Annotated in this window: 14 protein-coding genes; 7 read left to right on the top strand and 7 right to left on the bottom strand. The window is 62.5% G+C overall.

Going from position 1 to position 14,654, the window contains the following annotated elements; genetic code table 11:
• Positions 1 to 168: 168 nt before the first annotated feature.
• From QRN46_RS14010 to arsH, 6 genes are all read left to right on the top strand, one after another.
• Positions 169 to 636 (top strand): metallophosphoesterase family protein, encoded by a 468-nt coding sequence (locus tag QRN46_RS14010; RefSeq protein WP_011333825.1) that lies wholly within the window; start codon positions 169 to 171, stop codon positions 634 to 636.
• Between the two features lie 43 nt (positions 637 to 679).
• On the top strand, positions 680 to 1,300 hold the full coding sequence (locus QRN46_RS14005) for a LysE family translocator (protein WP_285355297.1): 621 nt from the start codon (positions 680 to 682) through the stop codon (positions 1,298 to 1,300).
• Positions 1,301 to 1,416: 116 nt separating this feature from the next.
• Positions 1,417 to 1,764: a metalloregulator ArsR/SmtB family transcription factor gene (locus QRN46_RS14000; RefSeq protein ID WP_007955340.1), complete on the top strand. Its 348-nt coding sequence runs from the start codon at positions 1,417 to 1,419 to the stop codon at positions 1,762 to 1,764.
• A 22-nt stretch (positions 1,765 to 1,786) separates the two neighbouring features.
• Positions 1,787 to 3,070 carry an arsenic transporter gene (locus tag QRN46_RS13995; protein ID WP_011333822.1) on the top strand — a complete coding sequence of 428 codons (1,284 nt, stop codon included), beginning with the start codon at positions 1,787 to 1,789 and terminating at the stop codon, positions 3,068 to 3,070.
• A 25-nt stretch (positions 3,071 to 3,095) separates the two neighbouring features.
• On the top strand, positions 3,096 to 3,566 hold the full coding sequence (locus tag QRN46_RS13990; protein WP_011333821.1) for an arsenate reductase ArsC: 471 nt from the start codon (positions 3,096 to 3,098) through the stop codon (positions 3,564 to 3,566).
• A gap of 11 nt (positions 3,567 to 3,577) precedes the next feature.
• Positions 3,578 to 4,267, top strand: coding sequence for an arsenical resistance protein ArsH (arsH, locus tag QRN46_RS13985; protein WP_011333820.1), 690 nt, complete (start codon positions 3,578 to 3,580; stop codon positions 4,265 to 4,267).
• 64 nt (positions 4,268 to 4,331) lie between these two features.
• On the opposite strand, the gene QRN46_RS13980 is transcribed toward arsH, so the two are convergent.
• The 4 genes from QRN46_RS13980 to QRN46_RS13965 all read right to left on the bottom strand — a co-directional run bounded on the left by QRN46_RS13980 (position 4,332) and on the right by QRN46_RS13965 (position 10,446).
• On the bottom strand, positions 4,332 to 7,502 hold the full coding sequence (locus QRN46_RS13980; protein ID WP_285355291.1) for an efflux RND transporter permease subunit: 3,171 nt from the start codon (positions 7,500 to 7,502) through the stop codon (positions 4,332 to 4,334).
• Entirely contained in the window at positions 7,499 to 8,752 is a 1,254-nt protein-coding gene (locus tag QRN46_RS13975) for an efflux RND transporter periplasmic adaptor subunit (RefSeq protein ID WP_285355288.1), read from the bottom strand. Before QRN46_RS13975 ends, QRN46_RS13980 begins: the two co-directional genes overlap by 4 nt.
• Complete coding sequence (locus tag QRN46_RS13970; RefSeq protein WP_011333817.1) at positions 8,749 to 10,005, bottom strand: TolC family protein; 1,257 nt, start codon at positions 10,003 to 10,005, stop codon at positions 8,749 to 8,751. Before QRN46_RS13970 ends, QRN46_RS13975 begins: the two co-directional genes overlap by 4 nt.
• A 99-nt stretch (positions 10,006 to 10,104) precedes the next feature.
• On the bottom strand, positions 10,105 to 10,446 hold the full coding sequence (locus QRN46_RS13965; RefSeq protein WP_221614877.1) for a hypothetical protein: 342 nt from the start codon (positions 10,444 to 10,446) through the stop codon (positions 10,105 to 10,107).
• A gap of 158 nt (positions 10,447 to 10,604) precedes the next feature.
• Between QRN46_RS13965 and QRN46_RS13960 the strand changes: the two genes are divergently transcribed.
• Positions 10,605 to 12,989, top strand: coding sequence for a DUF3772 domain-containing protein (locus QRN46_RS13960; protein ID WP_285355285.1), 2,385 nt, complete (start codon positions 10,605 to 10,607; stop codon positions 12,987 to 12,989).
• Between the two features lie 42 nt (positions 12,990 to 13,031).
• Here the strand turns inward: QRN46_RS13960 and QRN46_RS13955 are convergent, their stop codons facing one another.
• The 3 genes from QRN46_RS13955 to QRN46_RS13945 all read right to left on the bottom strand — a co-directional run bounded on the left by QRN46_RS13955 (position 13,032) and on the right by QRN46_RS13945 (position 14,648).
• Positions 13,032 to 13,196: a DUF2986 domain-containing protein gene (locus QRN46_RS13955; RefSeq protein ID WP_201818133.1), complete on the bottom strand. Its 165-nt coding sequence runs from the start codon at positions 13,194 to 13,196 to the stop codon at positions 13,032 to 13,034.
• Between the two features lie 54 nt (positions 13,197 to 13,250).
• Positions 13,251 to 13,946, bottom strand: a complete 696-nt coding sequence (locus QRN46_RS13950; RefSeq protein WP_285355282.1) for a tRNA (adenine(22)-N(1))-methyltransferase — start codon at positions 13,944 to 13,946, stop codon at positions 13,251 to 13,253.
• Positions 13,947 to 14,051: 105 nt separating this feature from the next.
• Positions 14,052 to 14,648 (bottom strand): LysE family translocator, encoded by a 597-nt coding sequence (locus tag QRN46_RS13945; RefSeq protein WP_221614880.1) that lies wholly within the window; start codon positions 14,646 to 14,648, stop codon positions 14,052 to 14,054.
• Positions 14,649 to 14,654: the final 6 nt, after the last annotated feature.

Raw genomic sequence — 14,654 nt, 5'->3', positions numbered from 1 at the left:
CGACCACCTCTCGAAGTGCCGGTATTGGCACATTGCCTGTGAAATTTTCCACAAGCTGATCATTAGGCGAGAGCGTCCTGAAGCGGTTCAAATTATTTGATACCGTTAAATGGCTTCATATATAACCGAACCAACAATTCGTCTTTCAAAACATCAACGGAGATATCCATGAAAACCGCCCTGATCTCCGACACCCACAACCTCCTGCGCCCCGAAGCCCTTGCCGCGCTCCAGGGTTGTGACCAGATCGTCCACGCCGGCGACATCGGCAACCCGGACATCCTCGCCCAACTGGCAAAAATCGCCCCCGTCCACGCCGTGCGCGGCAACAACGATCTCAACAGCCCGTGGGCCGAAAACCTCCCCGACCTCCTGACCTTCATCCTCAACGGCTGGCCAGCACTCCTCGTCCACGACATCGCCGACGTCCCCGCCGATCTCGATCCGGGCATCAAGCTCATCATCACCGGCCATTCCCACAAACCCCGCATCGAATGGCGCGGTGATCGTCTCTACGTGAACCCCGGCAGCGCCGGCCCTCGGCGTTTCAAATTGCCGGTCACGCTGGCGATCCTCGAGATACAACCCGACCACATCGAACCGCGCCTGATTTCCCTGCTGGATCCCCCTGCCTGAAACCGCTACCGTTCCCGCATCCAGTACCGGGAACCTACGCGCCATGTCCATCGCCGACAATCTCCTCGCCTTCACTTTCGCTGCCACGCTGCTGACCCTGACGCCCGGTCTCGACACCGCGCTGGTGCTGCGCACCGCCACCGTCGAGGGCAAACAGCAGGCGTTGCGAGCAGCATTGGGGATCAACGCCGGTTGTCTGTTGTGGGGCGCGGCGGTGGCGTTTGGGTTGGGGGCGTTGATTGCGGTGTCGGAGCTGGCCTACAACCTGTTGAAGTATTGCGGCGCGGCGTATCTGGCGTGGCTGGGGTTGAACATGCTGCTGCGCCCTCGTCGTTCGCTGGCACCGGCCGAGGCCGACGGAAAGCCGGGGGCGAACTGGTTTTTCAAGGGCATGCTGGGGAATGTGCTGAATCCGAAGATCGGGATTTTCTACGTGTCGTTTCTGCCGCAGTTCATTCCGCAAGGTCAGCCGCTGGTGCCGTGGACGTTCGGGCTGGTGAGCATTCATGTGGTGCTCGGGCTGATCTGGTCGCTGGTGTTGATTGGCGCGACGCAGCCACTGTCCGGGTTCCTGCGGCGCGAGAAGGTGATTCGCTGGATGGATCGCACCACCGGGATGATTTTCGTGTTGTTTGCTGCGAGGTTGGCGTTCAGCAAGCGTTGAGGCGCCTGCGCTAAACACACCTTCGGTCGAGAGCTGCCACCTCATCAAACTAAGGCTTGCCCAGCACATATGGATATCCGTATATTCGGACAACCATATGTACTGAAGACATCGTCATGCTCAACCCCGCCTCCGTTTTCAAATGCCTCGCCGACGAAACCCGCGCCCGGGCCACACTGCTGATCACCCGTGAAGGTGAGCTGTGTGTCTGCGAACTGGTCTGCGCGCTGGACGACAGTCAGCCGAAAATCTCCCGCCATCTCGCGCAGCTGCGCACATGCGGTCTGCTGCTGGATCGTCGTCAGGGCCAGTGGGTTTATTACCGGCTCAACCCTGATTTGCCCGCATGGATTCGCACTCTGCTCGATACCACGCTCGCCGCCAACACCGCCTGGCTGGAAGAAAACAGCGCGCGGCTGGCGGCCATGGGCGATCGCCCGCTCAATACTTCCGCTTGCTGCTAAGCCTCAGGCTTTCGGGATTCCCATGTTTTTTGCTTTTGCTATTTTTCTGTTCACGATTGTGCTGGTCATCTGGCAGCCGAAGGGGCTGGGTGTCGGCTGGAGTGCGACGCTCGGCGCGGTGCTGGCGCTGCTCAGCGGGGTTGTGACCCTGGGCGATATTCCCACGGTGTGGGGCATTGTCTGGAACGCGACCGCGACGTTCATTGCCGTCATTATCATTAGCCTGTTGCTCGACGAAGCCGGTTTTTTCCAGTGGGCCGCGTTGCACGTCGCCCGTTGGGCAAAGGGCGATGGCCGGCGTCTGTTCGTCTTTACGGTGTTGTTGGGCGCGGCCGTTTCTGCGCTGTTTGCCAACGATGGCGCGGCGCTGATCCTGACGCCGATTGTGATTTCGATACTGCTCGCCCTGCGCTTCTCGGCGGCTTCCACTTTGGCGTTCGTCATGGCGGCCGGTTTCATCGCCGATACCGCGAGCCTGCCACTGGTGGTGTCCAACCTGGTCAACATCGTTTCCGCCGATTATTTCGGCCTTGGCTTCAGCGAATATGCCTCGGTGATGGTGCCGGTCAACGCGGTTGCCGTGGCCTCCACTCTGGGGGTGCTGTACTGGTTCTTCCGGCGTGACATACCCACACATTACTCACTGGATGACTTGCAGGATCCGCGACTGGCCATCCGCGACGGGCTGACTTTCCGGGTCGGCTGGATCGTGTTGGGGCTGCTCCTGATCGGTCTGTTCGCCCTGGAACCGCTGGGCATTCCCATCAGTGCGATTGCCGCAGTCTGCGCGGCGCTGCTGTTCGCGGTGGCGGCGCGGGGTCATGTGATTTCGACCCGGCGCGTGCTGCGCGAAGCCCCTTGGCAGATCGTGATTTTCTCGCTCGGCATGTACCTGGTGGTGTACGGGCTGAAGAACGCCGGGCTGACGGATTATCTGGCGACGGCACTGAATTATCTGGCCGGTACCGGGCTCTGGGCCGCGGCGCTGGGTACGGGATTTCTGACCGCCCTGCTGTCGTCCGCGATGAACAACATGCCGACAGTGTTGGTGGGCGCGTTGTCGATCCAGGCCAGTGATGCCGTCGGCGTGATACGCGAGGCGATGATCTACGCCAATGTCATCGGCTCGGACCTGGGCCCGAAAATCACCCCCATCGGCAGTCTGGCAACGCTGCTCTGGCTGCACGTGCTGGAGCGCAAAGGGATCCGCATCACCTGGGGTTATTACTTCATGACCGGCGTGGTGCTGACCCTGCCGATTCTGTTCATCACCTTGTCTGCCCTGGCCCTGCGCCTGAGCGTTTAACGCCTGTCTGGAAAGAGGAATCATCATGCGCGTTCTATTCATGTGCACCGCCAACAGCTGCCGCAGCATTCTGTCGGAGGCGATGTTCAATCACTTGGCGCCGGCCGGTTTCGAAGCAGTCAGTGCCGGCAGTTTCCCCAAGGGCCAGGTGCTGCCGCGCAGCCTGACCACGTTGCAGGCGGCCGGCATTTCCATCGCCGGGTTGAGCAGCAAGGGCAACGAGGCCTTCGAAGACAATCCGCCGGACATCGTCATCACCGTGTGCGACAAGGCCGCCGGTGAAGCCTGCCCGGTGTATTTCGGCCCGGCCCTGAAAGCCCATTGGGGGCTGGAAGATCCGTCGGATGTGGTCGGCGATGAACGCACCATTGATGCCGCCTTCCGCGCCACCCTCGCCCAAATCGAAACCCGCTGCCGGGCCTTCCTCGCCCTGCCCTTCGCCGAACTTGACCGTGATGCCCTCAAGCGCGAGCTCGACCGCATCAGCACGCTGTAACCGGAGCTAACATGACCAACTTGCCCAACCTCGATCCTTCACTGGTTCAAACAACCACGTGTGACGAAGGCGCCCACAAGCCGCGCATCCTGTTGCTGTACGGTTCGACTCGCCCGCGCTCCTTCAGCCGTTTGCTGGTCGAAGAAGCCGCCCGCCTGCTGGAGCACTTCGGTGCCGAGACGCGAATCTTCAACCCTTCGGGCCTGCCGCTGCCGGACGATGCGCCGGGCGATCACCCGAAAGTCCAGGAACTGCTCGAGCTGATGCAATGGTCCGAAGGCCAGGTCTGGTGCTCGCCGGAACGCCACGGCGCCATGTCGGCGGTGTTCAAGGCGCAGATCGACTGGGTGCCGCTGGCCCTCGGTGCGGTGCGCCCGACCCAGGGCAAGACCCTGGCGGTGATGCAGGTCTGCGGCGGCTCGCAGTCGTTCAACGTGGTCAATCAACTGCGCGTGCTCGGCCGCTGGATGCGCATGTTCACCATCCCCAATCAGTCATCGGTGCCCAAGGCTTATCTGGAATTCGACGAAGGCAACCGCATGAAACCGTCGGCGCTGTACGACCGGGTGGTGGACGTGATGGAAGAGTTGGTGAAATTCACGCTGTTGCTGCGTGATCGCCCGGAACTGGTGGATCGCTACTCGGAGCGCAAGGAATCGGCAGAAGAGTTGATGCAGCGGGTCAATCAGCGGTCGATCTGATGACCAGACCTCACAATAAAAAACCGGTGCGAACGTTCGCACCGGTTTTTTTTTCGTCGCCGGGTTACGGCTGGATGGAAGCATCGTCGCTTTGAGGTGACTTGTTTTCAGCGGGCAACCGTCGACGGCGCATCAGGCGATACGCCGCCGGTATGACAAACAGGGACAACAGCGGCGCCGTGACCATGCCGCCGACCATGGGCGCGGCGATGCGGCTCATGACTTCGCTGCCGGTGCCGCTGCCCAGCAGAATCGGCAACAGGCCGGCGATGATCACGGCCACGGTCATCGCCTTGGGGCGCACGCGTTGCACAGCGCCTTCGCGAATCGCCGCGACCAGCCCGCGTTCGGAGTGATCACCGAGTTCTTCGCGCTCGGCCCAGGCGTTCTTCAGGTAAAGCAGCATGATCACGCCGAACTCGGCCGAAACCCCGGCCAGTGCAATAAAGCCCACACCGGTCGCGACCGACAAGTTGTAGCCCAGCAAATACAGGAACCACGCACCGCCGCTCAATGCGAACGGCAACGTGGCCATGATCAGCAGCGCTTCATCGAAGCGAGCGAACGTCAGATAGAGCAGCACGAAGATAATCAGCAGCGTGGCCGGCACGACCAGTTTCAGCCGCGCATTGGCCCGTTCCAGAAACTCGAACTGCCCCGAATAGCTCAGGCTCATACCGGGCTGCAATTTCACCTGTTCATTGACGGCGCGACGCAGATCGGCCACCACCGAAGCGATGTCCCGCCCGCGCACGTCGATGTACACCCAACCGGAAGGCCGGGCATTCTCGCTCTTGAGCATCGGTGGGCCGTCCGTGACCTTGATCTTCGCCAGCATGCCGAGGGTGATCTGGCTGCCGGAAGGCGTGTAGATCGGCAATTGCTCCAGCGCGCCGGGCGAATCACGCCACTCTCGTGGATAACGGATGTTGATCGGAAACCGCGCCAGCCCCTCGATGGTTTCCCCGATGTTTTCCCCGCCAATGGCACCGGAGACGATGGATTGCACATCGCTGATGTTCAGCCCGTAGCGGCCGGCGGCGTTGCGGTCGATATCCACGTCGATGTAGCGGCCACCGGTCAGGCGCTCGGCCAGTGCCGAACTGACGCCGGGCACACCTTTGGCCACCCGCTCGACGGCCTGGGTCGCGGCGTCGATCTGGGCCAGATCGTTGCCGGCGACTTTCACGCCGATGGGAGTTTTGATCCCGGTGGCGAGCATGTCGATGCGGTTGCGGATCGGTGGAATCCAGATGTTGGTCAGGCCCGGCACGCGCACCACGCGATCCAGTTCTTCCACGAGTTTTTCCGGGGTCATGCCTGGGCGCCATTGATCGTGGGGCTTGAACTGGATCGTGGTTTCGAACATTTCCAGCGGTGCCGGGTCGGTAGCGGTTTCCGCACGACCAGCCTTGCCGAATACATGCTCGACCTCGGGCACTGACTTGATCAGCCGATCGGTCTGCTGCAACAGTTGCGCGGCTTTTTGCGCCGACAAACCCGGCAAGGCCGAAGGCATGTACAGCAGATCGCCCTCGTCCAGCGGCGGGAGGAATTCGCCACCGAGCTGCGAAATCGGCCAGGCAGCGCTGACAAACACCAACAGCGCCACCAGCAAAGTGAATTTCGGCCGGCGCAACACCGCATCCAGCGCCGGTTGATAAATCCGGATCAACCAGCGGTTGAGCGGATTGTGGCGCTCATCCGGAATCCGCCCGCGAATCCAGTAGCCCATCAGCACCGGTACCAGCGTCACAGAAAGTCCCGCTGCTGCTGCCATGGCGTAGGTCTTGGTGAACGCCAGCGGACCGAACAGCCGCCCTTCCTGGGCCTGCAAGGTGAACACCGGAATGAACGACAGCGTGATGATCAGCAAACAGAAAAACAGCGCCGGCCCCACCTCCGCTGCCGCGTCGGTCATCACCTGCCAATGGCGCTCGCCCTTGAGCGCCTGCCCCGGATTGGCCGCGTGCCACGCTTCGATTTTCTTGTGGGCGTTCTCGATCATCACCACCGCCGCATCGACCATCGCACCAATGGCGATGGCGATCCCGCCCAACGACATGATGTTGGCGTTCAAGCCCTGATAACGCATCACGATGAAGGCGATCAGCACGCCCACCGGCAACGAAATGATCGCCACCAGCGAAGAGCGAAAATGCCAGAGGAAGATCCCGCACACCAGCGCGACGACGATGAACTCTTCGAGCAGTTTGTGGCTGAGATTTTCCACGGCGTGATCGATCAGTTTGCTGCGATCGTAGGTGGTGACGATCTCGACGCCGGGCGGCAGGCTGCTTTTCATGTCATCGAGTTTGGCCTTGACCGCCGCGATGGTCTCGCGGGCGTTCTTGCCGCTGCGCAGGATTACCACACCGCCGACGGTTTCGCCCTGGCCGTCCAGCTCGGTGATGCCCCGACGCATGTCCGGCCCGGTCTGAACCGTTGCGACATCGCCGAGAGTTACCGGCACCCCGCCAGCACCGAGCTTTAACGGGATCGCCCGAAAATCATCAAGCGTCTTCAGGTAGCCGGAAGCGCGCACGATGAATTCGGTCTCGGCCATTTCCAGCACCGCGCCACCGGTTTCCTGATTGGCCTTGCCGATGGCTTCGCGCACCTGCGCCAGAGTGATACCCAAACTGGCCAGCCGCACCGGATCGGGCTGCACCTGATACTGCTTGACCATGCCGCCAACGGTAGCGACCTCGGCGACGTCGGGCAGGGTCTTGAGCTCGAACTTGAGGAACCAGTCCTGTAACGCCCGAAGCTGCGCCAGATCATGCCCGCCGCTACGATCCACCAGCGCGTACTGATAGATCCAGCCGACGCCGGTCGCATCCGGACCCAATCCCGGTTTGACGCCGGCAGGCAGGCGACTCTGGATCTGGCTCAGGTACTCCAGCACTCGCGAGCGCGCCCAGTATTGATCGGTGCCGTCTTCGAACAGCACGTAAACGAAGCTGTCACCGAAGAACGAATAACCGCGTACGGTTTTCGCCCCCGGCACCGAGAGCATGGTGGTGGTCAGCGGATAGGTCACCTGATTCTCGACAATCTGCGGCGCCTGTCCGGGGTACGGCGTGCGGATGATCACTTGCACATCGGACAGATCCGGCAGCGCATCGATCGGTGTGTTCTGCACCGACCACACGCCCCAACCCGTGACGAACAGCGTCGCCAGCAGCACCAGAAAACGATTGGCGACGGACCAGCGAATCAGCGCGGCGATCATGGCTGGCTCCCCAAAACGTTCCCGCCCGATTCAAGCGGCTCGGCGACGATGCCCTTGAGACTGGCCTCCGAATCGAGCAGGAACTGGCCGGACGTCACGACGCTCTGCCCTTCTGCCAGGCCCTCGAGGATCACCGTTCTGCCGTCGCTTTCCTGACCGAGGCGCACCTCCACCGGGCGATAGTGCCCCGCGTCCTCGGCGAGCATGACCAATGCCCGCTTGCCGGTGCGAATAACTGCCTCGCTGGGCACCGACAAACTGTCTTGCCCGGTCGATCGGTTCAACCGCACTTGCGCCGTCATCCCCGGCCGCAATCGACCGTCGGCATTGGTCAGCTCAACCCTGACGCGCAGGGTTCGGCTGTCCGGGTTGGTGTCCGGCAGAATCGCGCTGACCGTTCCGTTGAACACTCTGCCGGGAAAGGCCGGCAGGCGTGCTTCGACGGCCTGCCCCACGGCAACCGAACCGGTCTGCGATTCCGGCACCGCCACAGCGAGCCAGACACTGTTCAGCCCGTTGACCCGCGCCAGGGTTTCACCGCTCGCCACGGTCATGCCCGCCCGCACGTCGAGTGCTTGCAGCACACCGCCCAAAGGGCTGGTGACCGTCAGTTCGGACTGCACCTTGCCGCTGCGCTCCACTTGAGCAATCAAGCTTGCTGGCATCCCGGTCAGCCGCAAGCGCTGGCGCGCCGCCGCGATCAGGTCGGCATCGCCGCTGCGTCTGAGCGCCAGAAACTCGCTCTGGGCCGCCGTCCATTCCGGCACGAGAATGTCTGCCAACGCCGTGCCAGCCGTGAGCACGTCCCCCGGCGCACGGGCGTAAACCCGCTCGACAAACCCATTGGTGCGCGCCTGGATCACCGCGACATCGCGCTCGTTGAACCCCAGCACACCGCTCACATCGAGGCTTGAGGTGAAGGCGCCGCGACTGACCGGCGCCACACGCAGACCGAGGTTCTGACTCAGCCCCGGATCAATGCTGACGGTCGCACTGCCCTCCTCGCCGCTGGCGTATCGGGGCACCAGTTGCATGTCCATGAAGGGTGACTTGCCCGGTTTGTCGAACTTCTGCTGCGGGTACATCGGGTCATACCAGTACAAGGCCTTGGGCTCAGTGCTCGGCGCTGGGGCTGGGGCTGAAGCCGCTACTCCGTTCATTCGCTGATAAGCCAATCCGTAACCGCCACCCACGCCCACCGCCAGCGCGAGGCCGGCCAGCCACACGCCGTTCCATTGTTTACGGTTCACAGGCTGGTCTCCCCATAAGCGAAATGCAGACGCGCAGCGGTCAGCGCGCGTTGTTCTTCCATGTCGATCTGTTTGAGGCGGGCCTCGATGAGTTCGCGGCGGGCGTTGACCACCGCGTTCAAATCGCCCTGGCCGGCGCGATAACTGGCCAGGCTCAGATCGACTTTCTCTCTGGCCAGCGGCACCAGGCTTTCTTCGGTGCGGCGTACGGCCCGATCGAGGCGCTGGTAATCGGCCAACTGGTTTTCCAGTTGTTCGGTGTGCTCGCGGGACAGGGCCTCGCGCTCGGCTTGCAGTTGGCTGACCTCGGCCTGTCTGGCGGCGATTTTCGGGTTCTGCCGCGTCTCGGGAAACAGCGGCAGATCCCAGGAAAACTGCACGCTGACCATGTCGCCAAACTCGCGCCCCCGGTGCTGGTAATCTACCTCCCAGCTCCAGTCGGACTTTTTCTCGGACACCGCCTCTTGCACCCTGGCCTGGGCTTCGCGGGTCATGGGCGCGAAAGCAGCGAGTTCGGGATGGTGTTGCAGTTGATGATTGAAGGTCGAGGCATCGACCGGCCACACGGGCAAACCGCCCTCGGGCTTGTCGTTGGCGGCGCTGCCGATCCAGCGTTTGAGCGCGGCTCGGGCCAGAGTACGCTCGAGGGTCAGGTTGTCCTGTTGCTCGGCGAGTCGGGCCGCTTCCTGCTTCGGCGTCACCGCGTCGGCAGGTTGCGCGCGGCCACCGGCGATCTGCGCCCGGACGGTCTCACTCAGCAGGCGATTTTCCTTGAAGAGATCCCGGAACAGCGCTTCCTTACGCTCGACCGAATAGCCGCTGATCCACGCCAGCGCTGTCGCCTGACGCACCTTCAAACGCTCGACCCTGCGCTCGGCCGCCGCGCGCTCAATAGCGGCGTCGGCAACTTCGATGCGCGCCTTGCGTTTGTCTGCGTTGGGCATCTCCTGCCGGTAACCGACCATCTGCATGGTCATGAAGTCCTGATCGACGCTCCAGCGATCCGGGCCGCCCACGGGGTAGTTCTGCAAACCGAGCAACAGCTTGGGATCGGGCAACTCGCCCGCCGGAATGGCCGCGCTGCTGGCGGCCTGGATTTTCTGATCTTGTGCGGTCAGCGACGGCGCATTGTTTTCGGCCAGCCGCAGCGCTTGATCGAGTGTCAGCGCGGTGGCGAAACCCGGCCACGCGAGCACGCTTGCCGCAAGGCCGGCCACCAGAGGCCAACCCGTGCAATTGCACTTGAATGTCATGTTTACGATTCCTGTGATCGTCCACTGCGCGCGGCGTAAAACACGCGCACAGCCAAATCACTCCGCCTGGGCGGAATGAGCTTCAAGGGGAGACAGGAATCAGGTGCGGGGCGGTCGCCAGACCCCGGACGGGGCCGCTACGGGCAGGGAATCACTGAAGAACGAATGCGTGACGGGACTGAACACGGTAACGGGCGGCTTGAGGATCGCGACTTGCAGCAGGCCGCCGGTCTTGCACTCCTGGCCGGGTTTGCAGGGGGAACCATGGTCGGCAGGACTCTTCATGTCCTTGCAGCAATCCATGTTCATGCCGTCCATCATCGCCATGCCCATGATTTGCATCGGGCACGGTTCTGTCGGTGCCTGCACGCCCGCCATCCCGCTGAGGGGAAGCGCCAGGCTGATCAGGAAAACGAGACAAAACCGCAGATAGCGTTTCATGGCCGGGAGTCTAGTCGTGAAAACGGGCGCCTACAATCGGCCGCCCGGCGATCTCACCGGACACGCATTAAGCCAGGATTAGCAGCAGAAAATGATGCAGCAGGCGCCCGATCACCTAACCTCAATGCTTGTGTGATCAACCGGAATCGCCCAGTCCCATGCGTAATGCATTGAAGTCATTGATGTTCATCGCTTTGATCCTGCTCGGCTCGGGGTTCGTGGCGGTGTCGGCCGCCGACCTGTCCGGCACAGCGGATGTCAGCACCGGCGCCCCGCTCCCCGGCGTCTCGCAAAGCGATCTGCAAGCCTTGCAACTGCGCCTCGACGGACTCAAGCAGCAGATCTCGTCCGCCAACAATTACAACCAGCTCGAAGGCCCGCAGGATCGGGTGCAGACGTTCATTCTGGACATTGATCGGCTGTCGGCGTCGCTGTTGCCGCAGCAGGCGCAAATGGCCGTGCAACTGGGCGTGCTCGGTGCCGCGCCGGCCGAAGCGGTCGCTGCCGAACAAGCCGATATCGCGGCGCAGCGGGCGACATTGATCGAGCAAAAAACCAAAGTCGATACGGCGTTGAAGAACCTCGCCATCCTCAAGCAAAGCGCCACGGAGCTGATCACCCAGATCGCCGGTATCCGCCGCACCTTGCTCGAAAGCGAACTGACGCTCAGCACCGACAGCATTCTGAATCCCGGTTTCTGGGCTCCCCTTGTCAATCCGTCAGCGGACGACCGCCAGCGTCTGCGCTTTTTCGTCGAACAGGTGCAACAGACCGGTGCCGAAGCCTGGCAACCCGGCCAGCGTTTTTACACCGCCCTGCTGGTGGTGCTGGCCTTCGTCGTCTGGACGCTGGGCCGGCGGCTGGCCGATCGCTGGCTGGCGTGGGTGTGCATCCACCGCATGCCGGAGGGTCGACTGCGCCGCAGTTCACTGGCGTTCGCCTCGGCACTGGCGACACTCGCGACCACCGCCATCGCCCTGCAACTGCTCTATTACGCCTGCACCCGTCACGTGCCGTTGCCGCCGATGCTGGCGACATTTTCCGATGAGTTCGGGAAAGTGGTTTATGCCTGCGTGTTGATCACAGGGCTCAGCCGCGCCCTGCTGTCCACCGAGCATCCGTCGTGGCGCTTGCCGGCGGTGGCTGACGAGGTGGCAAACGCGCTGCAGCCATTTGCGCGGATCCTCGCCGCCGCGCTGCTGGTGCTGGTGACGGCGGTGCAGGTCAGCAATGCCTCCGGCATGAGCAGCCAGATCGTGCTCGCAGGCCGAGGCATCATTGCGCTGGTGGTGCTGGTCATCGTCACAACGTTGCTGATGCGCGTCGGTAAAGTGCGCAAAGTGTTGGCGGCGGCCGGGGATACGCAGGTGGCGGGCAACACGTTTGCCGGGGTGATTTACACCGTGGCCACCCTGGCCATGGTGCTGTCGTTCGGCACCCTGCTGACGGGGTATGTGTCGCTGGCGCGGTTCATCACCTACGAACTGGTCTGGGCGTTTATCGTGTTTTCCGGGTTTTACCTGCTGATGCAGTTGCTCAAGGACAGCTGCGAGTACTTCTTCTCGCCCCGCCACTCCAGCGGCAAGGCGCTGAAACAGCTGCTGGGGGTCGGCGACCGGCGTCTCGAACAGGCCTCGACCCTGCTGGCCGGTTTCGGTCGGGCTGCGCTGCTGCTGTTGGCCGTCATCACGCTGTTTGTCGGCGGGATCGGCACCACCCTGGGCCAACTGGCCAACAACATCGGCACGATCCTCGGCGGCGCCGGCCTGCGCAAACTGAACATCGTCCCCGGCCATTTGCTCAACGCGATGCTGGCGCTGCTGATCGGCATCTACCTGATCCGCGCCCTGCGCCGCTGGCTCGACAACGAGTTCCTGCCCAAGACCGACATGGACCCGGGCATGTGCGCCTCACTCAGCACGCTGTTTTCCAACATCGGTTATGCGGTGGTGATCCTGCTGACCCTGTCATCGCTGGGCGTGCAGTGGACCAACCTGGCGTGGATCGTCAGCGCCCTGTCGGTGGGCATCGGCTTCGGCTTGCAGGAGATCGTGAAGAACTTCGTCTCCGGGCTGATCCTGCTCACCGAACGGCCGGTCAAGGTCGGCGACCTGATCAGCATCAGCGGCGTCGAGGGCGACATCCGCCGGATCAACGTGCGCGCCACCGAGATCCAGCTCAGCGATCGCTCGATCGTGATCGTGCCCAACTCGCAACTGATCTCGCAGAACCTGCGCAACGTCACCCTCGGCGGCAGCGCCCAAGGCGTGGCGACGCTGGAGCTGATGTTCCCGCTGGACATCGACCCCGAACAGGTGCAGAACCTGCTGTTCGACACCTACAAGGAACACGAAACCATCCTCGAGAAACCGGCGCCGTTCGTGCGCTTCAGCAAGCTGACGCCGGACGGGATTACGTTGACGGTGACCGGCTATGTTGCGAGCCCGAGGATTGTCGGGACGACCAAGAGTGATCTGTTGTTCGAGATTCTCAAGCGGCTGGGGGCAGCGGGGATTGAGCTGGCGAAACCGCCGAGTACCTGAGGAAAAACCTGATGGGGCCTGTACCGCTGCGCGCCTGCTTGATCAGGCCTCAGGGGTGTCAGTTGACTCTGGAACCACTTCAGTCGCCAGTTTCAAACGATCCGCCTTACTGATGTACCTCGGCTTGTTGCTCTTGGGTGCCAGTTTGGCGTTGGCCTTTCTGGATTTTTCCTTGAAGAGCTGTTGCAGTTTTTTCTGACGGTTCATGGTGTTTTTTGGCCTGCTTGAAAGTGGTTGGATGATATCAGCGTTGGGCGTGCTTCACCCCAGCACGTCAGTGATCCAGCGCACTTGCTGCGTCAGATCCTGCACCTTGCGCTCGCAAACGCCATGCCGTGCCCGCCCAAAATTAGCCAATGTCTGCTGCTTGTGCCGCAGCCGGTGCTGCCACTTACTGACAAACGCCGGACTGCGTGCCTGCAACTGCAGCGGCCCGAAGTACAGTTCCTCGGCGGTATAGGAAACCGGCCCGCCCCGCTCGGCCACGATGATTTCGTAGTCGAAGCGGTTCTCCCGAAGGATTTCCTCACAGAGGATTCGGTAGTCGTTGTCCATCAACCATTGGCGCAGCGGTTGCTCGCCGCCGTTGGGTTGCAGGATCAGGCGTTCGCGACCGCTCAGGCGCGCCTTGCCGGCTTCGAGGATGTCGCGGATGGTTTCACCGCCCATGCCACACACGGTAATTGCCGTGATCCCGTCTTCCGGTTCGACGGCCATCAAGCCATTGGCCAGGCGCACGGTGATCTGCTGCTCAAGATCGTTGTCGCGCACGGTGCGTTGCGCCGAACGGAACGGCGTCTCGGCCATCTCGCCCGCCACCGCCGCCGCGATCGCGCCACGGCGCATCAGGGCCACCGGCAGGTAACCGTGATCCGAGCCGATATCGGCCAGCCGCGCATCGGCGGGCACGTGCGCCGCCACCCGCTCCAGGCGCATGGACAATGTCTGTTCGTTCAACCGCAACCCCTTTCACTCTGAACGCCCGGCGCTGGTGGCCGGATCGGGGCGCGATTCTGGGGGGCAACGGCGGGCATTTCAAATTTATGTGACCAACCGCGATGCCTAGACCAACACCGCCAACCAGGCCGACAGCAACAACAAAACCGCCAGCACGGCATTCATGCGCCGAAACGCCCGTGGCGAGCCAAAGAACCGCGCGCTGCCCACGCCCAGCAGCGCCCACGCCGTCATGCACGGCAGGCAGACCATTAGAAAAACCGCCGACAACAGCAGCATCCGCGCGCTGTCGTCGCCGTTGCCGCCAAACACACTCACCACCGCCACGGCCATCATCCAGACCTTGGGGTTGATCATTTGCAGGCCCGCGGCACCGACAACGCTGAGGCCGTCATCAGCCGCTGTCGCCGAGTCCAGCGACGGCGGCGTACTGCGAAAGATCTGCCACGCCAGCCAGCTCAGCCACAACACCCCGGCCCAGGCCATCGCCTGTTGCACAAGGGGATAGCGCAACAAGGTTTCTCCCACGCCGAGTCCGACCACCAACACCACCAGCGCCGCCGAAACACACGCGCCGAAGATGATCGGCACGGTGGCCGTCAGACCGCGTCGCGAGCTGTGGCTCATCACCAGAATATTGGTCGGCCCCGGGGTGATCGAGGCAACGAATGAAAACAGCAGAAAAGGCAGCAACGATTCCATGACAGG

The organism is Pseudomonas sp. lyk4-R2A-10 (genome assembly GCF_030209075.1).
GTDB classification, from domain to species: Bacteria; Pseudomonadota; Gammaproteobacteria; order Pseudomonadales; family Pseudomonadaceae; genus Aquipseudomonas; species Aquipseudomonas glycinae.
The sequence above is the reverse complement of the archived record's forward strand: the minus strand, read 5'-3'. Positions and strand labels throughout refer to the sequence as shown.